This is a genomic window from Prosthecobacter sp. Pr1 (assembly GCF_057652315.1).
Map to the genome: position 1 here is coordinate 95,805 of NZ_JBYFBS010000019.1, position 21,762 is coordinate 117,566.

Below are 21,762 nucleotides of genomic sequence, written 5' to 3' on the forward strand. Positions count from 1 at the left end.
ATCTCCCCATACCTCATCCCACCATTTTCCCCTCGCCATCCCTGATTCCCCGCTCTATCTCGATCCGTGGAAGACACCGATTACAAAGTTCGACTCGAGATTTTTGAAGGCCCGCTGGACCTGTTGCTTTACCTCATCAAGAAGGAGGAGATCGACATTTACAACGTGTCGCTGGAGCGCATCACGCGGCAGTACCTGGATTACATCGACACCTTCAAGGCCCTCAACATCGAGCTCGCCAGCGAGTTCATCGTCATGGCGGCCAATCTCATGTACATCAAAAGCCGCGAGCTTCTGCCGCAGGCCGTGCAGCCGCCGGAGGAGGATGCGGAGGAGAATGACCCGCGCTGGGAGCTGATCCGTCAGCTCATGGAGTACAAGAAATTCAAGGAAGTCGCCCATTTCCTCGGTGCGCAGGAGGTGAAGGGCGATGAACTGTTCGTCACCACTCCCGAACTCCCTGACCTTGAGGCCCCGGTGGAAACCATCGGCCAGGTGGGCATCTTTGACCTGATCCGCGCCTTCCAGCGCATCCTCAAGCGCTTCGAAAACGCCAGCGACTTCCGCGAGATCGTCAATGACCGCTACACCGTGGCGGACAAGATCGAGCACCTGCTCCAGATCGTCCCCGCAGGCAGCAAGATCAAATTTGAAGACCTCTTCAGCAGCGCCGCCAGCCGTGGTGAGGTGATCGTGACCTTCCTGGCCATGCTGGAACTCATCAAACTCAACCACCTCCAAGTGGAGCAGGAGCAGCTGCTGGGAGAGATCGTTGTGGTGCGTCCGGCGGGTTGAAACTTCGACAATCAGAAATCGATTGCTCGACAATCGTCAATCCTCTGGCTCAAGGGCGTCCTGGCTTTGAGTCATTGACGATTGATGAACAAGGATTGTTGATTTTTGAAGTGTCAATTCTGTGCAAAAGAGGGGCTGGCCGACCGCATGCCTGCTCAGGGTCATTCCTACTTCCGCTTCGCCACAGCGCCCACCGCCGTCGGCGCAGGCTGCACCACACGGCTGATCTTCGTCTTCTTCCCCAGCACCCAAAACAACCCGCCGATGCTGCCGATCAGGGCACACGCGGCCACCACGGTCCAGAGGCCGGGGAGGAGCGGTTTGCGGTAGCGGCGGCGTCTTGCCATCCGGGAATGTGACACGACTTGCCGCACTGTGCCAGTGCGGCTATGCTTATAGATGCTTCCTTGGTTCGAAAATGACCGCTTTCCCCTCTATCTGGCCCCTATGGCCGGGGTCACGGACGTGATCTTCCGCCATTTGTGCAAGGAACAGGGCGCAGATGTCATGGTCACGGAGTTCGTCAGCGCCGAAGGCATCCTGCAGCGCGACGACCGTACGCGGCACTACACGGACTTCGATGACGCCCAGCGCCCGCTCGGCGTGCAGCTCTTTGGGTCCGATGGCGTGCGCATGGGCGAAGCCGCCCGCAAAATCATCGACTGGAAGCAGCCCGACTTCATCGACATCAATTTCGGCTGCCCCGTCAACAAGGTTGTCTCCAAAAACGGCGGCTCCTCCCTCCTCAAAGACTGCCCCCTGCTGGCCAGCGTGGCGCGTGAAGTCGCCAAAGCCGTGCCCATTCCTGTGACCGCCAAGATGCGCATCGGCTGGGACGCGAATCTCGTCAATGCCATCGAAGTCGCACGCATCCTGGAAGACTGCGGCATGCAGGCCATCGCCGTGCACGGCCGCACTCGGGCGCAGGGCTACACCGGCCTCGCGGACTGGGAAGTCATCGGGCAGGTGGCGGATGCCGTGAAGATCCCAGTCATCGGCAATGGCGACATCTCCAGCGGTGTGGATGTGGAGATCCGCCGTGCGCAGACCAACGTGAAGGGCATCATGATCGGTCGTGCGGCCATGGCAAATCCCTGGGTCTTCAAAGAGGCCAAGCATTACCTCGCCACCGGCACCCATGCCCCGCATGCGACGGTGGAGGAGCGTTTCAACTTCATGCGCCGCCACTGCCAGCTAGCCATCGCCCGCAATGCCCACATGGGCGAACTGCCGACGATTCGCTCCATGCGCAACCGCCTCATGAACTACACCAAGTCCATCCCCGGCGGCAAGTGGCTGCGCCAGCGCTTCTCCCAGATCGGCAGCGTCATGGAACTGGAGGACATCTTTGCCGCGTATCTGGTGCATCAGGCCGAGCACGGGCATGAGCATGTTTCGAGCGTGGAAGAACCCACCTTGAACGCCGAGCATTAACTTCTGGGATGCAAGGCGCAAGCCTGCATCAGCCACACCGCTTTCGCGCGGTGTTGAAATCTCTTCATCATAAGCCCACCGTCCGGTTTTGCGAAAAGCGGCGTCGCGCCCAGGCTTGCCGCACGCACTCCAAGACGCTGTCGCGCCCGCGATGACACTGAGGTTCCGGCAAACGCGAGAGCGTCTTGGAGTGCGGTGGCAGAGATGCACGGCGCAAGCCTGCATCGGCGACACCGCTTTCGCGGGGTATGAGCCGTTCTCCGTCCCAACGTCCGACCTGCAAAAGCTGCGGCTCGTATCCGCCGGTCTCACTTCGCCAGGATGCCCTTCAGCCACGCATCCACCACCGGCGTCGCAGGATAGTCAGCCTTCCCCAGATCGCGATTGATCTCCATGTGCCCCTTGAGTCCCTGCCCCTGGAATCCTTTCACCTCAGCGGGAGTGCCCGCTTTGCGCAAGGCTTCTCCAAGCGCGATCGACTGAGCGGTGCCGTCCACACGCTGGACATGAAGAATGAGGAAAGCCGGAGCATTCGGCGCGGCGGCCTGCGCTGTCGGAGATAGCTTTTTCTGGCGCTCCGGATCGGTGCCAAAGGCTTGCAAATAGGTGTCATGCATAAAGTCGCCGCCTTCGGCGATCTGACGTGCCACATCATAGGCCGCACCATCCAGCGGGATCACGCCACGCACGGCCTTCGGTCCCACCTCCGCTATTTTGAGGTAGCTCAGATCCGTGCCCACCAATGCAACCAGATGCGCCCCGGCGCTGTGGCCTATTAGAGCCACACGCTTGCCTTCAAAGCCCAGCTTCTCAGCATTCCTGATCAGATACGCGATGCCATTCGCCACATCCTGCGCCTGCTCTTCCACGGTGCAGGAGGGCACGAGCCGGTAATTGAGCGACGCAAAGGCATAGCCCTGCTGCACGAAGTGAGTGCCCTTTTCTCCTGAGGCCATCCGCTTGTCGCCACGCTTCCAGCCACCACCGTGCACATAAATCACGATCGGTGATCCCGGCGTCGTCGGCTTCCAGTAATCCAGCTTCTGCAGCGGGTCCGAGCCATAGCTCATTTCCTCGCCGCCAGGTTCAGCAGCCGATTGCATGCGCTGAGCGATCCTCTCTCGCAACGATCCGCCGATTTGGGCACACGCTGGAAGGATGCTGAGAAACGTGAAGAGTAGAAGGAGGGTTTTGAACATGGCGGGCTTGGAGGTGGTCATTGACTGAAATGCCGCACAGCGCGAGTGGTTACACAAAATTTCGGGAATCTGGCAGCACTGCTCCATCGTCCTGAAACCAACCCATTCACGGGCCTTCGCGCCCCCCTTCCCCTTCGCATGTCTCTTTCCAATCCATGGTTCATCGCCGCCGTCATCGGCGTGCTTGGCGTCTTTCATCTTGAGATCATCGCCACCTTTCTGAACCTCGCCCAGTTCCGCCATGCTTTGCCTCAGCGATTGAAGGCGATCTTTTCGGAGGAAACGGTGCAGAAGGCGGGTGAATACGCCGGCAAATCCTCCCAGCTGGATCTGCTGCGCAGCACCTTTACCGTGGGCGCTCTGGTCTTGTTCTGGTGGAGCGGCGGCTTTGACTGGCTGCAGCGCTGGAGTGCCAGTTGGGGGCTGAACGCAGTCCAGACAGGCGTGGGCGTCATCGGCCTCCTCATGCTGGTGCAAAACATCCTCTCCCTGCCTTTCGATGCCTATGACACTTTCAAGATCGAAGCCGAGTATGGTTTCAACCGCACCACCGTCAGCACCTTCATCAGTGATCGCCTCAAAGGCCTGCTGCTCACCGCACTGCTCGGTGGTCCGCTGCTGGCGCTGATCCTCTGGTTCTTCCAGACCCAAGTCCACGCCGTGCTCTACACCTGGCTCACCGTGGCAGGATTCAGCATCGTCATGGCCTGGCTCTCCCCTCGGCTGCTGATGCCCCTGTTTCTCAAATTCAAGCCCCTGGCCGATGGCCCCCTGCGCGAGGCGCTCCTGGCGCTGGCCGCACGTTTAAAGTTCCCCGTCGTCGATGTCTCAGTCGTGGATGGCTCGCGCCGCTCCAGCAAGGCCAACGCCTTTCTCAGCGGCTTTGGCAAAAACAAGCGCATCGCCCTCTTCGACACCTTGATCGAAAAACACTCGCAGGAGGAGCTGGAGGCCATCCTCGCCCATGAAATCGGGCACCACAAATGCCGCCACGTGCCGCAGCAGCTCATCCTTGGCCTGCTGGAAAGCGGACTCATGTTTTACCTGCTGCACGCTGCACTGCAATCACCCGCCTTTTTCCAGGCATTCGGCGTCACCGGCCAGCCGCTCGGTCTGGGACTGGTGCTCTTCAGCATCCTCTATCAGCCCGCCAGCCTGCTGCTGGGTCTGGTGAGCAGCGCCCTGAGCCGCAGGCACGAATTCCAAGCCGACGCCTTCGCCCGCGCCGCCTGTGGTAACGCCGCTCTGATTGAAGGTCTGCAGAAGCTCTCCCTCGACCACCTCACCCACCCCAATCCGCACACCCTGACTGTCTGGCTGCACTATTCCCACCCGCCCATCGGTCAGCGTCTGGCGGCTCTGGAGGCCTAAAGAGCTTATTCACAGTGTTTTTTCGCATCTGTGATAAATGCCTCCCCTCCAGCCCGTAGCTTGATTAACCCCTTGATCCTACCTTTTATGAAAAGCCCCCTGCGAGCTTCTCTCTTCACACTCGCCATCACATCCCTCGGTTTTGCTGCTGATCCTGCGGCGCCTGCCACTGCGCCCGCTGTAGCAGCAGCCCCTACAGCCGCAGCTCCCGGCATTGATTTCGTGCGTGATGTGCAGCCCATCTTGGAAACCAAGTGCTTGGAATGCCACAATCCCAACAAGATCAAAGGAAAGCTCCTGATGGACTCCGCAGCGGCCTTGCTCAAAGGCGGCGCAGACGGCCCCGCCCTCGTCGCTGGCAAGCCCGATGAAAGCGAGATGATCAAGCGCGTCATCCTTCCGAAAGACCATGACGACATCATGCCTCCCAAAGGCGGGCCGCTTGCCGCGAAGGAAATCGATGTGCTCAAGCGCTGGATCGCCGCCGGTGCCCAGTGGCCGCAGAATCTCACCCTGCAGTACAAAACACCCGAGCAGCGCCAGGCGCTGGCCGAGCTTCAGAAGAAGCTGCCCACGCTGAAGAACATCCAGATCCTGCCGGACAAGTATTCCCTGGAAACCAAGCGCGATTTCCACCGCGTCGTCGTGCTGGCCACCTTTCAGGATGCCACCACCAAGGACGTCACCAACGTCTGTGATCTCCGTGTCGCCGACAGCAAGATTGCATCCCTCGAAAATCTGACGCTGAAGCCCGTCGCCGACGCAGGCAGCACCGAAGTCATCGCCACTCTCGGCGGGCAGACGGTCAAAGCCGCCGTCGAAGTGAAAAACGGCACCAAAGATCGCGCCATTTCCTTCCGCCTCGACTGCATGCCCGTGTTCATGCGCGGCGGTTGCAATCAAGGTGGCTGCCACGGTGCCGCACGCGGCAAGGACGGCTTCCGCACCTCCCTCTTCGGCATGGACCCCGCTGGCGACTACATCCGCATCACGCGTGAAATGCCCGGCCGCCGCATCAATCTGGCCATCCCTGAGGAAAGCTCCCTCATCGAGAAAGCCGTGGGCGCTGTGCCACACTCCGGCAACCAGTGCTTCGAGCCAGACTCCGTTTACAACAAGGCGCTGCTCGAATGGATCTCCGCAGGTGCACCAGATGACGCTGCTGATGTGGCCAAGGTCACCGGCATCGAAGTCTTCCCCAGCCAGATCGTCATGGAAGGCAAGAACGCCACGCAGCAGATCACCGTGCGTGCCACCTACTCCGACGGCACCGACCGCGATGTGACGAACCTCGCGCTTTTCATGTCCAACAACGACCCGACCGCTACCATCGACAAGCAGGGCCTCGTCACCTCCGGAGATCGCGGCGCCGCGTTCATGCTCGCCCGTTTCAACGTTTATTCCGTCACCGCCCAGGTCCTCGTGATCCCTGCTCAGCTCAAGTATGAGCGGCCCAACCTCGCTGAGACCAATTACATCGACACCCTGGTCGATGAGAACCTCCACAAGCTCCGCATCCTGCCTTCCGGCATTTGCACAGACGAAGAATTCGTTCGCCGCGCCTTCATCGACATCGCCGGTGTCTACCCTGAAGCCAAGGACATGCGCGCCTTCCTCGCCGACGCCAACCCCAACAAGCGCGCCGCTCTGGTGGACAGCCTGCTGGAGCGCAAAGAGTTCACCGAACTCTGGGTCATGAAGTGGGCCGAGCTGCTGCAGATCCGCTCAGGCATCGCCGGCAACAACAACCAGCCTCCTTTCTACAAGAACGCGCTGCTCTATTACAACTGGCTCTCCGAGCGCATCGGCAAGAACATCCCCATCAATGAAATCGTGGTGGAGCTCCTCTCGGCCACCGGCGGCACCGTCTCCAATCCAGCGGTGAACTTCTACCAGACCGAGCTCGACCAGCTCAAGCTGACCGAAAACGTCGCCCAGGTGTTCATGGGCATGCGCATCCAGTGCGCCCAGTGCCACAATCATCCCTTCGACCGCTGGACCATGGATGACTACTACGGCTTCAAAGCCTTCTTCTCCCAGATCGGCCGCAAGCCGACCGACGACCCGGCTGAAGTCATCATCTACAACAGCAAGGGCGGCGAATCGAGACACTTCCTCACTCAGGCTGTGATGAAGCCCAAGTTCCTGGGTGGCGACACTCCGGAAATGAAACCCGGCGAAGACCGCCGCAAAGTGCTCGCCGAATGGATGGCCTCCCCGCGCAATCCCTTCTTCGCCCGCAACGTCGCCAACATCATCTGGTCACACTTCAATGGTGTCGGCGTGGTGGAGCCCGTCGATGACGTGCGCGTCTCCAACCCGCCATCCAACCCCGCTCTCATCGCTGCGCTGGCCGAGCACCTGACCGAGTACAAGTACGACATGCGCAAGTTCGTGCGCGACATCTGCACCTCCCAGACCTACCAGCGCAGCACCAAGGTCAACGAGACCAATGCAGGCGACAAACGCAACTTCTCCCACGCCCAGGTCCGCCGTGTGCGCGCCGAAGTCCTGCTCGACGCCATCTCCCAGATCACCGACACGCCGAACAAGTTCCAGGGCCTGCCACTGGGCGCGCGTGCTGTGCAGATCGCCGACGGTGCCGTCTCCAACTACTTCCTCACCACCTTTGGCCGTGCCAAGCGTGAATCCGTCTGCTCCTGCGAAGTGAAGATGGAACCCACCCTCTCCCAGGCGCTGCACCTCATGAACGGCGACGCCGTCAATGACCGCATCAAGCAGGGCCGCGTCGTCGCCAAGATGATCCAGGAAAAGAAGAACGACCGCGAAATCGTGGAAGACCTCTTCCTCCGCGTCTTCGGCCGCATGCCTCTGGACAAGGAATGGGCCAACGTGCAGCAAGCCATCACCGAAGACCCAGCCGCCCGTCAAAACGTCCTCGAAGACCTTTTCTGGGCCCTGCTGAACTCCAAGGAGTTCTACTTCAACCATTGATGCCCCATGTAGTGCGAGCCTCCGGCTTGCACTCTGTCCTCCGTCGGACAGGCCTCCCGGCCTGTCCACAGGCCGAGGCGTCCCGAACGTGGCCCCAAACTCAGGCGAAACGCCCCAGCTTTTGGAGTGCGGTCGCGCAGATGCAAGGCGCAAGCCTGCATCGGAGCTACCGCTTTCGCGGGGGAGGAAAAGTGTTCTCCTACCGCAACCCATCGTCCGGCCTGCAAAAGTGGCATCGCGCCCAAGCATGCCGCACGACTCCAAGAAGCTTTCTCGGTCACATCTGTGCCAGCAAGAAAAAGCAGCACCCTGCCTCACTTAATCCCCGGCATCAGCTTCGTAACCCAGCGCGCCAGCACCAACAGCACAACCCCGGAAATCCCAGCCGTAATCGCCACGTGCATAAACCGCTCCGGCATTTGCGCAGTGGCATCGCCGGTGACACCACCCGCCAGGATCCCCGCGAGAATATCCCCCAGTGAACTGCCCAGAAACCAGATGCCCATCATCTGCCCCGTAAGGCGTGGCGGAGAAAGCTTGGTCACCGCGCTCAACCCAACCGGGCTGAGGAAAAGCTCACCGAGCGTGTGCAGCACGACCACGGACATCAGCCATGTCGGCCACACGGGCCCCGTGCTCAAGGCGCGCTGTGCCGCCCAGCCCGCGACCACAAACCCCAACGCCAGCATGAGCAGCGCCCAGGACATCTTGGTCGTCAGCGAAGGTGACCTCTCACCCCGCGCCAGTCTGGACCAAAGCATCGCGACAAGCGGAGCCAGTGCGATGACACAAAGTGGATTCAGCGCCTGAATCCAGCTCGCCGGCACTTCCAACCCGCCGAATTTCCGAATAGTGAACCGTTCGGCGAAAATGCTGAAGGACGAGCCCACCTGCTCAAAGCCCGCCCAGAACATGGCCGAGGCCAGAAACAGCACGAGTATGACCACCATCCGCTTCTTCTCAACGGCATCCAGTTTTGCGAGGAAAAACGCCCACAGGAAATACAGCAGCGCCACACCGGAGATGAACCACGCCGTGTGGTGGGCGAACTTGATGGCATCAATCTGGATGACTCCACCCACACCCAGCGCAACCAAGCCAACCACCGCAGCCAGCGCCACCAGCAGGAGCGTCCATTCACGCCTCACATTCTGCCCCTCATGCACCACGCGTTCACCGATCTGTGACACATGCTGGTGCGTGAACTTGAACTGCACCAGCCCGAGAAACATGCCCACCGCCGCTGCCGAAAAGCCCCAGCGCCAGCCCACCTCCTCACCCAGCCAGCCGCACAGCAACTGGCCGAATAAAGCACCGACATTGATGCCCATGTAAAACAAGGTGAAGCCCGCATCCCGCCGTGCGCCGCCTTCTGGATAAAGCTGCCCCACCAGCGCGCTCATGTTCGACTTCAACATCCCTGAGCCACAGGCCACCAGAATCAGCCCGATGAAAAACGCCTGCGTGCTGTGAATGCCCAGCACCACGTGCCCCGAAGCAATGATGATGCCACCCCACCACACCGCACCTTTGGCTCCGAGCAGCCGGTCTCCCACCCAGCCTCCCGGCAATGCCGTCATGTATACGAGCGCCGTGTAGAGTCCGTAGATCGCAGCGGCCATTTCATCCGTCAGCCCCATGCCGCCATTGTTCACCTCCGCCACCATGTAGAGCACCAGCAGCGCCCTCATCCCATAGTAGCTGAACCGTTCCCACATTTCCGTGAAGAACAGCGTGTAGATTCCGCGAGGATGGCCGGCAGGGTCGGAAGTCATGGCGTGAGGGGTCCGCCATCCAAAGACAGCAAGCTCCTCATTGCGAGCTTTTCCTTAGACCACGCCCACCGAAAACAGGTCTGTATCTGATCAACGACTCCTCGGTGACCGCATCCCCACCATCCAGCGCAGTGCACACCTCAGGGCTGGTAGGGAACCGCTGTGCGGGTCCGAAGTTTCGGGTCTATGGAGTCGCGGGCGCTCCAAAAGGTTCGCCGTCCATAGAATGTGGAAAGGCAGCAGATCCAGGGCGTTTGCCGCACTGGTTTTCAGGCATGGTGAAAAGCCCCGATCGACGGAAAACAGCCCTGCATCTCAGCCTCTCTGCCTGAGACTGCATCAAGACTCCTTTTCAACGGCTGAGCGTATTACTCAGCAGTCACCAGCTTCGCCTTGAACTTCACCATCGCCTGCTGGATCAGCGGGTCGTTGTAGAAATCCTCGGGGGGCTTGGGAGCTGCAGCAGGCGCATCCGCCTTCATGAGTTCCTCCTGCTGCGCGGCTTTCACCTCGGCTTTAGGCTCCGCCTTGGCTTCAGCCGCAGGCTTGGCCGGTGACTCGGGCTCATTCAGCAGCCCCAGATCCACCTCAGCAAAGGCCGGTGCCTTGAGGCTCGAATCCAGCACAAACTCAAACTTCATCGCCTTCCCCGTCAGCTCCTGCGCCAGACCTTCGAGGAAATTGACCTGCGCAGGGCGCATCAGGCTGTCGCGTGCATAGCTCTCGCTGGGCGGAAAACCCACTTTGATCGTGTTGCGTGAGATGTCGAGCAGCGTCGCGGGCTGCAGCCACGGCGCGATGAGGAGACGACGCGCCTGCACCTGAGCAATGAACTTCGTCCAGAAAACATCCTGGCCAAACAGTTCTCCCGGTTCATCCACCGCAGAAGCCTCTTTAACCTTCGCCGCCGCCACAGGAGGCGGTGCGGGCGCCGGCTCTGGCGCCTTCTCCACAACGGGCTCAGGCGCTTTTTCGATGACGGGCGCGGCCTTCACCACAGGCTGCGGCTCAGGCTCCGGTGCTCTCACCACAGCGGGGGCCGGTGCCGTTGCACGCTCCACGGGCTGCGTCATCACCGCAGGGACGGCTTTCACCGGCTCTGCTGCACGGCGCAGCGGTGGCGGTGCTGCCTGCACACGCGGTGCCGGCCGGGTCAAGCCCTCTGCGCTGCCCGAATCCAGCGCATCAATCACATCGCTGATCGAAACTTCATTCAGGCTCTGCACAGAGGCGATGACGCCCAGCTCAAAGTGCAGGCGCTTGTTGCTGGCCCAGCGCATGCGCGCATCCACATCGGCCAGGCCATCCACCACGCGCAGCAGTTGCTCCGTGTTCGCCATCTGGGCCTGGGCCACGACTTCTTCGGCCACTTCCGGGCTCAGATCTTCCGCCGCAGCTTCGGGGTCCGCCTGCTGCACCAGCAGCGTGCGAAAATGCTGGATCAGATCCCCCAGGAAACGCCCCAGCTCCTTGCCAGCCTCGTTCTGCTCATACACAGCGCGGAGGGCTCCCACGGTGTCGCTTTCCAGAATGTGCCGCGCCAGTGCCGCCACGGATTCGCCGGAAGTGAAGCCAAACACATCCAGCACGTCTTGCTCGGTGATCGTGCCACCGCAGAAAGCCACGAGCTGGTCCAGCATGGACTGCGCATCGCGCATTCCGCCTTCCGCGCCTTTGCCGATCGCATAGGCCGCCTTCTCGTCCAGGTTTACATTCTCCAGCTTCGCGATGTGCAGCAGATGCTTCGCGATCACCGCATTCGGGATGCGCCGCAGGTCAAAGCGCTGGCAGCGGCTGATGATCGTGGGCAGGATCTTGTTCGGCTCCGTCGTCGCAAAGATGAACTTCACATGCTCCGGCGGCTCTTCCAGCGTCTTGAGCAGCGCATTGAAGGCCCCCGTCGTCAGCATGTGCACCTCATCAATGTAGTAGATCTTGTAGCGGCAGCGGGAGGGGGCGTATTTCACGTTGTCCCGCAGCTCGCGCACCTGCTCCACGCCGTTGTTGCTCGCACCGTCGATCTCCAGCACGTCCATGCAGCGCCCTTCGGCGATCTCGATGCTCAGCTCGTCTTCAGGGTCAAAATCGATGGTCGGCCCGTTCTTGGCGCACAGCGCCTTGGCAAAAATACGCGCCGTGGAGGTCTTCCCCGTGCCACGCGGCCCCACAAACAAATAGGCATGCGCCAGCCGCTGCTGGGCGATGGCATTGCGCAGCGTCCGTACGACGTGATCCTGGCCGAGAACGTCTGCGAAGGTCTTGGGGCGATATTTGCGGGCAAAAACTTGGTAACTCACCCTGCCAGACTAACGAACGCTCTCAGTGAAGCCAACGGAAGTTTAAAACAAGAGAGTGAAAATTGGTCGAGCATTCACTTGTTCACGCTCCACGAGGCACGACCGCCGGGGATGCTGGCGGAGCCTTTGTAGCCCTTGCCGGTGAAACTGCCGCTCATCGAGGAGTTGATGGGCACGTTGGTGCCCTTCGCCACGACGGAGCCGGTCATCTTCATCGAAATCGTGCCGGAACTCAGCTCGACATCGCCGCTGATGCTCGCACGAGCGCTGGCGGTCTGGCCGCCGACGGTGACGGTCTGGCCATAGCTCCCCGTGACGCTTGAACCGATCACGGTGATGCGGATGGTCCCCTTGCCGCTCAAGGAGCCGGAAAAGGTGCCCTGCATGCCGCCCATCTCGCCTATCGCCGCGTCGAGTGCGGGAACACCATCGCTCTCCAGCACACTCACAAGACGATCCACGATGCTCGCATTCGCGGGCAGGCCTTTGGCCTTCAATTTCGCGATCACGGTCTCGCGCATCTTCACCGCGTCATCGGTGGCGTTTTCGCGGGCCTTGGCCTCCTCTTTGCCCGCTTCCTTCTTGGCGGTGAGTTTTTTGCGCTCACGATAGCTGCGTGTTTTCGTCTCGGGCTCGGCGGCGGCCAGCTTCGCAGCCTTCTTGCCCTCCAGAACCTTGTTCAGCCGCTTCGCCTCGGTGAAATCGCCGTTTTTCACTCCATCTGCGGCACGCTGCGCGCCCACGGGGGAGGCCCCGGCCTTGATGAGCTTGTCGTAGATCTCTTTGGAGCGCTCCTCGTTGATCTGCTTTTCATTGCGGGCGCTTTTCAACTGGTCGAACAGCCCCTTCCCGGCCCCGAGGCCTTCGCCAATCGCATTGCCCAAATTCGTGCCGCTCTGCTTGGCCGCATCATACGTGATCGCCTTCGCACCGCCATACAGACCACCGAGCACCGCCTTGCCCTTCATTTCGAGATAGGACTTCCACGAATCGGGGGAAATCTTGCCCGCAGCGATGTCCTTTTGGTATTGATCAAACGCATCCTTGCCGGCCTTCGTGCCGATGTCCGCCATCGAGCCAAATCCCAAGCCATGCCACAGGGTGCGCCCGGCCAGCTCAGCCTTGTCCTTGCTCCAGCCAAGAGCGCCCGTGGGTTCTCCCTGCCTCTTCGCTTCCATCTCCTCCTTGGCGGTCTTGTAGCCTTCGTAGATGCCGTAGGCACCCAGGGCCAGCCCCGCGCCTTTCATCAGCCTGCCTCCAGAGGCTGCTTTCGCCTCCGGTTCCACCGCCACGCTTTTCGTGCCACCGGGCTTCGTGACGGGTTCGCTCGGACTACCAGCTTTCGTCACCGGTTCATTCGGCCCGCGCACAGCCTCGGTGGTGGCATTGGCCTTGGCTTTGTAGTCCGCCAGTTCATTGCGGGCCTGCTGTGCCTCCGCCTTCATTCCCTTCGCCTCCAACTCGTTGATCTTCGTCTGCGTCTGCTGCACTTCAGCCGCCGCTGCGGTCTTGGTCTTCGCCTCGGCGGCATTCAAAATGTCCCGCGTGGTTTTTTGCAGCTTGGCGGCTTCATCAGCGTTTGAAATCGTCCCTCGACCCGTTTTGATCTCTGCCAGCTTGTCGAGGATGTCCCCGGGATTTTTCACGCCATTCTGTTTGGCGATCGTCTTGACCATCTCAGGGTCCAGTCCCGCCTGGTTCGCCGCCTTCAGCGCGCCTTTGGCCATCATCTGTCCTTCCGGTGCTCCGCCCACCAGAGCCTCCGGCGGCGCGCTGGTGCCGTGCATCGCTTTTTTCGCGTGGTCCATCGTGGCCACATGGTCCTTCAGCGCCCCTGGCTTCAGCGAGCCTCCGGTCTCTGAAACATACGTCTCACCATGCTGTGCGCCCATCTTCACCTGCGCCTGATGCCCCGCGCTGCCGATGCGGTCGGTGCCCGGTGCGGCATTCACCGTCATGCCAAACTCAGGCGAAGTCTCCAGCACGCCGCCCGTCACTTTCACGGGTCCGCCGTTGGGACCCTTCACCCCGATCTCATTGAGAATCTTTCCCGCCTTCTCCGTCGTGCGGTAGCCGCCGCCCGCGTCAAAGTCGCCGTTCATGCCGCGATGATTCGGATCGGTGATCGTCGTGCCAGCGGTCTGCTTAGCACTGTTGCTCGCATTGCTCGTCCCACCCATCACATCCCGGTTCGCCTGATTGATCACGCCCTCATGCACCACGTTCCGCTGGGTGGCGATCTGCTTGCTGGTCGTCCGGTGCGCCGCATTCTCCGCCTCGATCTGCGCGGTTTTCGCAGGTCCCTCCGGCATTTTTTCGATCTGCTTCTGCGCTGCATCATGCCGTGCGCATTCGCTTTGCCAGTCCGACTCCACCTTGCTCCATTTTTGTTTCAGGTCGGAGATCACCTCCTTGCGCGCCGCCTGCTGCTGCATCGAAAGCTTCTTGGCTTCCGCCTGATGCCTTAGCACCTCCTCCCGCAACTGCGCATCCCGCTGCGAACTGGCCGGCTGCTGCTGCAGCGCCGCCTTCCGCTCCTGAAACGCCTGACGCTCCGCTTGCTGCGCCGCCTCGATGGATTCAAAGCTTACCATCACCTCTCCTGTCTGCGCAAAGACCGCACGGCTCAGCAAGGCCCAGCATATCATGATTCGTTTCATGACTTAGCTCCCTCCCATTCGGCCACCAGTTTGGCGGCGTAATCATGCTCCGGCGTGCCTGCCTCCTCAATCAGCAAAATGTCCCGCGCCTGCGACAGCGCCGCCTCCCGGTCACCAAGATAGTTCAGCATGATCGCACGGCCGACTCCGAGCGCCGAGACCTCAGGATTCGCCGCATACTGCGCCTCAAAGAAATCCACCCCACGATACCCCTCGTCATTCGCCGCATACTCCGCGCACAGAGGTCCCACGGCATGCGCCGCCGAACCCGCCGGATCATTCTCCATCGCATTTTCCAGCGCCGTGATGGCCTCCATGCCGCGATCCTGCGCCGCCATCAGCAATCCCAGTTCCAACCATGCCGCCGCATATTCGGCATCCGCATCCACAGCCTGCGTGAACATCTTCTCCGCCATCACCAGCGCACGCTCATCAAACGGGGCGAGCTCTTGATACAGCAGCCCCGTTAAAAACAAGTGCGCGGCATTTCCCGGTTCCAGCGCCGAGGCCGACCGCGCATACCCCACAGCCTCCTCCAGCGCGGCTTGGTCCGGTTCTCGCTGCGGTTGATCAAGAATCGCAAACGCATGGTCATGCCTCACCACCGCCATCGTGTGGCGGTTTTCAGGTGAGGCATCTGCAAGCAGCGCCTTCATCGCCTGCTCCTCTCGCCTCTTGATCTCCACCGGCACCCAGGCCGCGACACCCACCGGCGGCTGCGGCCCCAAAATCGTCGCACGTTCCAGATCCTCCTTGGCTCCGGCGCTGTCACCCAGGGCTTCCCGGGCTTCTCCTCGTATTTGAAACGCCCGCGACTCGGTGGGCAGCAGCTCAAGGCACTTCGTGGCATCCGCCACGGCCTTTTGAAACTCACCAGCGGCCAGCCATGCACCCGCACGATTGCGATACACCTTGGCGTGCTGCGGATTGATCTGCAGCGCCTTGTCAAAGTCCGCCATCGCCTTCTCCCGCTGCCCCAGGTTCAGCCATGCCTGCCCGCGATTGTTCAGATAGATCGAACCCGTCGGGATCAGTTCCAGCGCCTTGGTGAAACACTCGATCGCCGCCTCGTTGTCGCCGCGGTTCATCAGAAAGAAGCCGCGGTTGTTGTGAAACTTCGCCACCTTCGGATCCAGCTCCACCGCTTTGTCATAGTCTGACAGCGCACGTTCTTTCTCGCCCATCTGATCGTACGCCGTGGCTCGGTTAAAATAGGCCGCCGCGTTCTTGTCGTTCAGAGCAAGAGCCTTGTCACAATCCTCCACCGCCTTCTCATACTCACCGCGCAGCAGCAGCACATCGGCGCGGTTCGTGTGGAAAAGGCCGTTTTTGGGATCCAGCTCAATGGCCGCCGCGTAGTCCGCCAGCGCCTTGTCCGGCTCTTTGACCGCGCTCCATGTGAGCGCCCGGTTGAAGTAAAACAGCGCGTTCTTCGGGTTCAACTCGATCGCCTTGGAATAATCCGCCAAGGCCAGATCACGCTGCCCCTTGTTGTCATAGGCCAGGGCACGGTTGTTGTAGGCCGTTGAATCCTTCGGCGTCAAAGTGAGCACTTGGGTGAAATCCGCAATCGCGCCGTCCAGTTCATTCAGCCGCCAGCGCGCACGCCCACGCCCCATGTAGGCTCGCGCATCCTTGGGTTTCTGCCGCATCAGCTTTTCATAGGCCGCTGCCGCCTCCTTGGCCTTCCCTCCCGTGAGCAGGCTGTCAGCCGTCTGCCACGCATCCGCAGCCCCGGCCATTCGCCGTGCCATCAGGACGATCAGAACGACCAGCACCACCCACAGCACCCTGCGCCAGTGATTGCGGGATCCCAGATCATCCGTTGGAGGTTGGTGGTTCATGGCGTGCCTCTCTTCATACAGGTACGCCCGCCTCCCGGTCATTGCCGGTCACCCCTTGCGATACTTCGACTGCTTTTTGTGGCCTCCCACCTTGACCTTTGAACACAACATGACCTCTTGAACGTAACCTCCTTGCCCATGCTCCTTTCCCTCACCTCCCGCATCCTGAAAACCGTCGATCCCCTCTGCCTGGCCAAGATCGGCTGGAATTTCGGCTACAAGGGGGCGCGCTCCGTCATGCTGCACAAGCAGCGCATGAAGCAGGGCCAGTACTTCCCCCCGTTCTTCTACATCTCCATCCTGAACTCCTGCAACCTCCGCTGCCAGGGCTGCTGGGTGGACGTGGACAAACCCCGCGAATCATTGAATCTCGATGAGCTGAACAAGATCGTGAACGACGCCAAACGGCGCGGCAATTCCTTCTTCGGCATCCTCGGCGGCGAGCCCTTCATGCATCCTGAGCTTTTCGATTTCCTCTCAATGCACCCGGACGCCTTCTTCCAGGTCTTCACCAACGGCCAGATGATCACCGCCAAGGCCGCTGAAACCATGCGCAAGCTGGGCAACATCACCCCGCTGGTCAGCATCGAAGGCACTGAGATCGTCAGCAACGAACGCCGTGGCAACAAAGACGTGCTCACCCGCACCCTGCGCGGCCTGCAAAACTGCCTGGACGCCCGCGTGCTCACCGGCGTGGCCACCAGCCTCTGCAAAACCAACATCGACGACCTCCTCACCGAGAAATGGCTGCGCCGCCTCATCGACATGGGAGTCCACTACGCCTGGTACCACACCTACCGCCCCGTCGGCCCCAAGATCAGCGCCGATCTCGCTCTCACGCCCGAGCAGATCACCCAGGTGCGCAAATTCGTCGTCAACATGCGCGCCAAGATGCCCATCGCCATCGTCGATGCCTACTACGACCACAACGGCCAGGCCCTCTGCCCCATGGCCAACGGCATCAGCCATCACATCAGCCCCACCGGCGCCATCGAGCCCTGCCCCATCATCCAGTTCGCCAAGGAAAGCGTCCGCACCAATGACGACCTCTTCGACGTCTTCACCAAATCCGAATTCCTCCGCGACTTCCGCAACATCGCCTCCGCCAACACCCGCGGCTGCATCGTCCTTGAGCGCCCCGACCTGGTGAAAGCCGTCGTCACCAAGCACACCGCCAAAGACTCCACCATCCGTCAGACCGCCATGGCCGAGCTCGAATCCATGACCCCGCGCACCAGCCAGTGGCGCGAAGGCGAGGAGATCCCCGAGAAGCACTGGATGTACTGGCTCGCGAAGAAATTCTTCTTCAACGACTTCGGGGTGTACCAAGGGCTGGGAAAGAAGAAAAACTGAGCTGAAATAACGAGTCAATCTTTGAGACTGTCACACCTTTTAACTTGAAGTGTGATCCGAAAATCGCTCTACATGGAATCCATGGCTCAAAATACATTTTCTCCTGTCCTAGCTCGTGGTGGCATGGGCGGCATCGTTCGTTGGTTCATTCAGATCGTCATCTATGACATCTGCATCACCGGCATTCAGGACATTCTCGGAGTCAGCCGCATGGTCGCCCTCTTCATTTTCCTGGGCATCATGATCCTCATCAGCATCGGCGGTTACATGCTGCGCAAGAAGATGAGCGGCCAGGCCGACTCGGACATCTAGCCATGCGTCACACAGTTCTTCACGCCCCCGCCTTTTCGACTTTGCGTCTGGATATGGCGGAGGGCGAGAGCATTCACGCACAGCCGGGCAGCATGCAGGCCATGACGCCAGGTTTTCACATCGACGTCAAAGCCGGGCTCCACATGGGTGGCAAACGCGGCATGCTCGGTGGCATGCGCAGCCTCTTCGGTGGCGAAAGCTTCTTCACCGTCATTTACAAGGCCAAGCGCGACGAGCAGCACCTCATGCTCGCCCCCGAACAAATGGGCGACATCCGCGCCATCGAAGTCACACCGGACACCGGCCTGAAGCTCGCACGCGGCGCCTTCCTGGCCTCCTCGCCCGAGCTCACCTTTGATCTGCACAATGCCGGCATGCAGGGCGTCCTGGCCACTCGCGGACTCTTCTTCCTGAAGACCGTCGGCTCCGGCCTGCTCTTCCTCTCCAGCTACGGCGGCATCGTTGAGCAAAACCTCGCGGAGGGAGAGCGCTTCGTGCTCGACAACCGAAACATCGTCGCCTTCACCGACACCATGCCCTTTGAGTCCGTGGTGCTCACCAAGTCGATCAAAGACTCCTTCCTCTCCGGCGAAGGCTTCGTCGTCCGTTTCACCGGTCCGGGCAAGGTCATCTACCAGACCCGCGCACGGCCCTCCCTCGGACTCATTCGCGGCTTCCTGCAAACTCTCACCTGATCGGCATGGAGAGCGTCCTGCCAAAGCCGCGCCGTCTCGTCACACCCACGCGCGAGGCGCTTCTGCAAAGCTTTCAGGCCAACGAGTCTCGCTCGATGCTGTGGCTCGGCCTGGAACTGATCGCCATCTTCGGCGGTCTCGCCTGGTGGGCGTCCCAACCGCATGAAATCCCCGGCTGGCAGTTCTTGCTCCTCTTCGCCTGCGCCTTCTTCGGCCTGTTTGACTTCATCGTCGCGCAGCACCTCGCCAACCGAAAACGCCTGGAAGACATCCGCCCGGATGCCAAACTCGGCATCCACACGCGCGACTCGCTCATCGCCGCCGTACGCCGTGTGCAGGAGCGTCTCGGTCTCACCGGCCAGCGCATCCCGGTCTATCTCGCGCCAGAAAAAGACGTCAACGCGTTCGCCTTGCGTCTGGAACTCCTGCCCGGCTGGCACCTCTTCAACAGCGTGCAGCTCAACCGCTCCATCGTTCACCTGCTGGATGAAAAAGAGCTCGAATCTGTCATCGGCCACGAGCTCGGCCACGTCTTCCCCTACTCCCCCATCGCCAGCCGCTGCATGCTCGTTCATGCGCTGCTCTCCGGTGTGCTCGCGCTCGTCATCGCCCAAGTGCTGGGAGACAACGACATCCGTTGGGGCGCACCGCTTCTAGCCCTCGGCGTAGCACGCTGGGTCGCCTTCTCCACGTGGGTCACGCAGATCCGCCTCGTCGAGTTTCTGTGCGATGACTACGGCGCACGCGCCGCCGGCCTCATCCCCGCCCTCACCACGGAAATCAAACTCGGCATCGAGCACGAAGCCCGCAACGCCCTCCTCGCCCGCGTTCTTGAGGCCAAGCTCCGCCATACCGGCGTGCCCATCGCCCAGCTCCTTCAGGATTACGAAGACGCCATGCCCTTCGGCAGCGTCCAGTCCGCCCAGGCCCGCGCCCAGCTCGAGCAGGGCATCCAGCGCCGCCTCACCGAGCATGACGAGACCTCCCTCAAAGGCTTCTTCCAGTTCGCCTTCAAAAGCGACAACACTGACCAGGACGCCCTCAAAGAATCCCTGGCCGAAATGACCGCCGTCAGCCGCATCGCCAAAATCCCCGTCTCGCTCCCAGACATCCTCAACGATCCCCGCCTCCTGCCAGACCTCGTCCACCTCATCGAAACCCACCCCGACCACGTCCTCTTCCACCTCGAAGCCGAGCTCGACGACCGCCACTCCACCCACCCCAGCACCTCCCGCCGCATCCTCTACCTCTGGCGCAATCAGGAGGCGATCGCCGCAGGAGGATAGGCCTCCGGCCTGTCAACGGATCGAGGCGTCTCGCCTTTGATTCCGGATCAGACCCTGGCGAGACGCCCCAGCCCCTCCGTCATGCCCGAGACCTAACCTCCGATTTGAAACCCCATCCCTCCTTCTCCCATTCCGGATCAACATACCTCACCCACCGCGTCTCAGGAAGCCCCGCCTTCGCAGGATTCTTTCCAATGTAACGCACAACCTTCCACAGATGCTCACTGTCGCGCACCAGCGTGTCATAACTCTCCGCTTCCCAAACATCACCGCTGCGTCCCAAGTGCTGATTGATCGCCTTCGCAGTGTAACTCTTCCACGAATGCAGCAAGTCCGAAGGCTCAAAGCCCGCGAATGGTCTTACAAGCACATGCGCATGGTTGGGCATCAGGCAGTAGCAAGATAGAAAATACCGCTGCTCATGAAAGTGATGCAGCGCACGACTGACGATGCCTGAGCAGGCCGGATCGCGCAGCCAGCACTCACCACTGCCCGCATCCAACCATTCATCAACCCGACGCATCGTCTCGCGATGCAGTTCATTCCAAGCCGCCTCATCACGCGGTTCCGCATGCGCAAGCAACCATTCTTCACGAAAGCGCTCCAGCTCACGCAGCTTTTCAGCAGGCAGCGAATCGACGAGACGAAACGTGATGAAATACGTCGCCCCCTCCTGAGTCCAATGCGGAAGCTTGCGCCGAGATTTGAGAATGGGACGCTTCCAGTCCAACGGCTCAAAATTCGGTGGTCCCTCACGAAAGCTCATACACACACTCTGGAGGACAGCCGTCCCGGCTGTCAACCGGAGGATAGGCCTCCGGCCTGTCCACGGATCGAGGCGTCTCGCCTTTGATTCCGGATCAAACTCAGGCGAGACGCCCCAGTCCATAGTCAGGCCAGAGGCCTAACCTCCTCGCTGAATCCTCGGCGCAAGCTGCAAGCACCTCAGTCCCCCACCCTGCAACCACCCTTCATCGTTCCTCAAAATCACGCGCAGCGTCTTCGGTGGCTTGTCACCAAGATAGGCATCGGCTTTGATAAGCGTGATAGTCAGACCACCATCAGCATCGCGCAAAACCGTCTGCGGCTTGTCTGTATCAAACCAGCCGTCTTCCGTAAAGACGATGATCCCATCAGCCTCGCGCTGGTTTTTGCTCACCCGAGCCTCCGCAGTCGCAGGCTTGAGCACGAGGGTGATCGCATCTCCCTTCTCGCTGGCAGTCGAGGTCCACGCGTCGCTGGTCCGTTCGGCACGCGCACGTTCAGCATCCAGCAGCTTGTGCCACTTCGGATTCACTTCAGCAGTCGCAGCCACCGGCAGCGTCAGGCTGAGCTCCATCGAGCCCGGGTGGCAGGTGTTGCCGCAGCACATCCATGACGCGAGGCCGGTGAGCGTCACGGATTCACCCACCTTCAAATTCGCAGGCGGCGTGATCTCCGCGCGCAGCATCACATCACGGTCAAACCCCTGCGCTTTGATCTTGAACATCAGCGTGCGCTCCGGTTCAGGATAGATGAGTTCCCCCGCCTTCCAGCCACGCGGCAAATTCCACTTCATCTGCGTCGGCACCCCGACAATGCCGGGAAACCTCCAGTAGGTGTGAGAACCACGATCATGGTCCAGCCAGAGGCCTACCGTGAAAGGCTTGCCAGGGACGATGGCGGTTTGCTCGGACACCAATTGAATCTTCAGCCCCTGCTGTGCAAACGAGGAATGCGGAATCCCGAATGCCAGAAGCACAACCACGAGCAGCACCCAGTGGCGGCTCGGACCATTCGTCATTCG

At 60.8% G+C, this 21,762-nt stretch carries 16 protein-coding genes; 8 read left to right on the forward strand and 8 right to left on the reverse strand.

Annotated features, from left to right (window positions below):
* Window positions 1-66 precede the first annotated feature (66 nt).
* Window positions 67-795 (forward strand): segregation and condensation protein A, encoded by a 729-nt coding sequence (locus AC24GY_RS24060; protein ID WP_487688131.1) that lies wholly within the window; start codon window positions 67-69, stop codon window positions 793-795.
* A 167-nt stretch (window positions 796-962) separates the two neighbouring features.
* Here the strand turns inward: AC24GY_RS24060 and AC24GY_RS24065 are convergent, their stop codons facing one another.
* Window positions 963-1,142 carry a hypothetical protein gene (locus tag AC24GY_RS24065; protein WP_487688134.1) on the reverse strand — a complete coding sequence of 60 codons (180 nt, stop codon included), beginning with the start codon at window positions 1,140-1,142 and terminating at the stop codon, window positions 963-965.
* A 52-nt stretch (window positions 1,143-1,194) separates the two neighbouring features.
* Between AC24GY_RS24065 and dusB the strand changes: the two genes are divergently transcribed.
* Complete coding sequence (gene dusB / locus AC24GY_RS24070; RefSeq protein WP_487688137.1) at window positions 1,195-2,229, forward strand: tRNA dihydrouridine synthase DusB; 1,035 nt, start codon at window positions 1,195-1,197, stop codon at window positions 2,227-2,229.
* A 308-nt stretch (window positions 2,230-2,537) separates the two neighbouring features.
* Here the strand turns inward: dusB and AC24GY_RS24075 are convergent, their stop codons facing one another.
* Complete coding sequence (locus AC24GY_RS24075) at window positions 2,538-3,449, reverse strand: alpha/beta hydrolase (protein ID WP_487688139.1); 912 nt, start codon at window positions 3,447-3,449, stop codon at window positions 2,538-2,540.
* Between the two features lie 117 nt (window positions 3,450-3,566).
* Between AC24GY_RS24075 and AC24GY_RS24080 the strand changes: the two genes are divergently transcribed.
* Window positions 3,567-4,799 carry a M48 family metallopeptidase gene (locus AC24GY_RS24080; protein ID WP_487688141.1) on the forward strand — a complete coding sequence of 411 codons (1,233 nt, stop codon included), beginning with the start codon at window positions 3,567-3,569 and terminating at the stop codon, window positions 4,797-4,799.
* 87 nt (window positions 4,800-4,886) lie between these two features.
* A complete protein-coding gene (locus AC24GY_RS24085) occupies window positions 4,887-7,754 on the forward strand; it encodes a DUF1549 domain-containing protein (protein ID WP_487688144.1) in 2,868 nt (955 codons plus the stop codon).
* A gap of 314 nt (window positions 7,755-8,068) precedes the next feature.
* Here AC24GY_RS24085 and AC24GY_RS24090 read toward each other — a convergent pair whose 3' ends face one another.
* The 4 genes from AC24GY_RS24090 to AC24GY_RS24105 form a co-directional block, all read right to left on the reverse strand.
* Window positions 8,069-9,529, reverse strand: coding sequence for a peptide MFS transporter (locus tag AC24GY_RS24090; protein ID WP_487688146.1), 1,461 nt, complete (start codon window positions 9,527-9,529; stop codon window positions 8,069-8,071).
* Window positions 9,530-9,897: 368 nt separating this feature from the next.
* Complete coding sequence (dnaX, locus tag AC24GY_RS24095) at window positions 9,898-11,826, reverse strand: DNA polymerase III subunit gamma/tau (RefSeq protein WP_487688148.1); 1,929 nt, start codon at window positions 11,824-11,826, stop codon at window positions 9,898-9,900.
* 74 nt (window positions 11,827-11,900) lie between these two features.
* Window positions 11,901-14,486: a hypothetical protein gene (locus AC24GY_RS24100; protein WP_487688150.1), complete on the reverse strand. Its 2,586-nt coding sequence runs from the start codon at window positions 14,484-14,486 to the stop codon at window positions 11,901-11,903.
* Window positions 14,483-16,330: a tetratricopeptide repeat protein gene (locus AC24GY_RS24105; RefSeq protein WP_487688153.1), complete on the reverse strand. Its 1,848-nt coding sequence runs from the start codon at window positions 16,328-16,330 to the stop codon at window positions 14,483-14,485. Before AC24GY_RS24105 ends, AC24GY_RS24100 begins: the two co-directional genes overlap by 4 nt.
* Before the next feature lie 138 nt (window positions 16,331-16,468).
* Between AC24GY_RS24105 and AC24GY_RS24110 the strand changes: the two genes are divergently transcribed.
* The 4 genes from AC24GY_RS24110 (at window position 16,469) to AC24GY_RS24125 (ending at window position 19,976) form a co-directional block, all read left to right on the forward strand.
* A complete protein-coding gene (locus AC24GY_RS24110; RefSeq protein ID WP_487688155.1) occupies window positions 16,469-17,683 on the forward strand; it encodes a radical SAM protein in 1,215 nt (404 codons plus the stop codon).
* A gap of 81 nt (window positions 17,684-17,764) precedes the next feature.
* Entirely contained in the window at window positions 17,765-17,995 is a 231-nt protein-coding gene (locus AC24GY_RS24115) for a hypothetical protein (protein WP_397384206.1), read from the forward strand.
* Window positions 17,996-17,997: 2 nt separating this feature from the next.
* A complete protein-coding gene (locus tag AC24GY_RS24120; RefSeq protein ID WP_487688158.1) occupies window positions 17,998-18,690 on the forward strand; it encodes a TIGR00266 family protein in 693 nt (230 codons plus the stop codon).
* Between the two features lie 5 nt (window positions 18,691-18,695).
* Window positions 18,696-19,976, forward strand: a complete 1,281-nt coding sequence (locus AC24GY_RS24125) for a M48 family metallopeptidase (RefSeq protein WP_487688161.1) — start codon at window positions 18,696-18,698, stop codon at window positions 19,974-19,976.
* Between the two features lie 79 nt (window positions 19,977-20,055).
* On the opposite strand, the gene AC24GY_RS24130 is transcribed toward AC24GY_RS24125, so the two are convergent.
* Both AC24GY_RS24130 and AC24GY_RS24135 read right to left on the reverse strand, forming a co-directional pair.
* On the reverse strand, window positions 20,056-20,742 hold the full coding sequence (locus AC24GY_RS24130) for a transposase (protein WP_487688164.1): 687 nt from the start codon (window positions 20,740-20,742) through the stop codon (window positions 20,056-20,058).
* A 138-nt stretch (window positions 20,743-20,880) separates the two neighbouring features.
* Window positions 20,881-21,759, reverse strand: a complete 879-nt coding sequence (locus tag AC24GY_RS24135) for a protein-disulfide reductase DsbD domain-containing protein (protein ID WP_487688166.1) — start codon at window positions 21,757-21,759, stop codon at window positions 20,881-20,883.
* Window positions 21,760-21,762: the final 3 nt, after the last annotated feature.

Coding starts and splice junctions, on each gene's coding strand:
- AC24GY_RS24075 (WP_487688139.1), bottom strand. CDS start 3,449: ATGACCACCTCCAAGCCCGCCATGTTCAAAACCCTCCTTCTACTCTTC.
- AC24GY_RS24125 (WP_487688161.1), top strand. CDS start 18,696: ATGGAGAGCGTCCTGCCAAAGCCGCGCCGTCTCGTCACACCCACGCGC.
- AC24GY_RS24080 (WP_487688141.1), top strand. CDS start 3,567: ATGTCTCTTTCCAATCCATGGTTCATCGCCGCCGTCATCGGCGTGCTT.
- AC24GY_RS24120 (WP_487688158.1), top strand. CDS start 17,998: ATGCGTCACACAGTTCTTCACGCCCCCGCCTTTTCGACTTTGCGTCTG.
- AC24GY_RS24100 (WP_487688150.1), bottom strand. CDS start 14,486: ATGAAACGAATCATGATATGCTGGGCCTTGCTGAGCCGTGCGGTCTTT.
- AC24GY_RS24105 (WP_487688153.1), bottom strand. CDS start 16,330: ATGAACCACCAACCTCCAACGGATGATCTGGGATCCCGCAATCACTGG.
- AC24GY_RS24090 (WP_487688146.1), bottom strand. CDS start 9,529: ATGACTTCCGACCCTGCCGGCCATCCTCGCGGAATCTACACGCTGTTC.
- AC24GY_RS24130 (WP_487688164.1), bottom strand. CDS start 20,742: ATGAGCTTTCGTGAGGGACCACCGAATTTTGAGCCGTTGGACTGGAAG.
- AC24GY_RS24085 (WP_487688144.1), top strand. CDS start 4,887: ATGAAAAGCCCCCTGCGAGCTTCTCTCTTCACACTCGCCATCACATCC.
- AC24GY_RS24110 (WP_487688155.1), top strand. CDS start 16,469: ATGCTCCTTTCCCTCACCTCCCGCATCCTGAAAACCGTCGATCCCCTC.
- AC24GY_RS24135 (WP_487688166.1), bottom strand. CDS start 21,759: ATGACGAATGGTCCGAGCCGCCACTGGGTGCTGCTCGTGGTTGTGCTT.
- AC24GY_RS24115 (WP_397384206.1), top strand. CDS start 17,765: ATGGCTCAAAATACATTTTCTCCTGTCCTAGCTCGTGGTGGCATGGGC.
- AC24GY_RS24065 (WP_487688134.1), bottom strand. CDS start 1,142: ATGGCAAGACGCCGCCGCTACCGCAAACCGCTCCTCCCCGGCCTCTGG.
- dusB (WP_487688137.1), top strand. CDS start 1,195: ATGCTTCCTTGGTTCGAAAATGACCGCTTTCCCCTCTATCTGGCCCCT.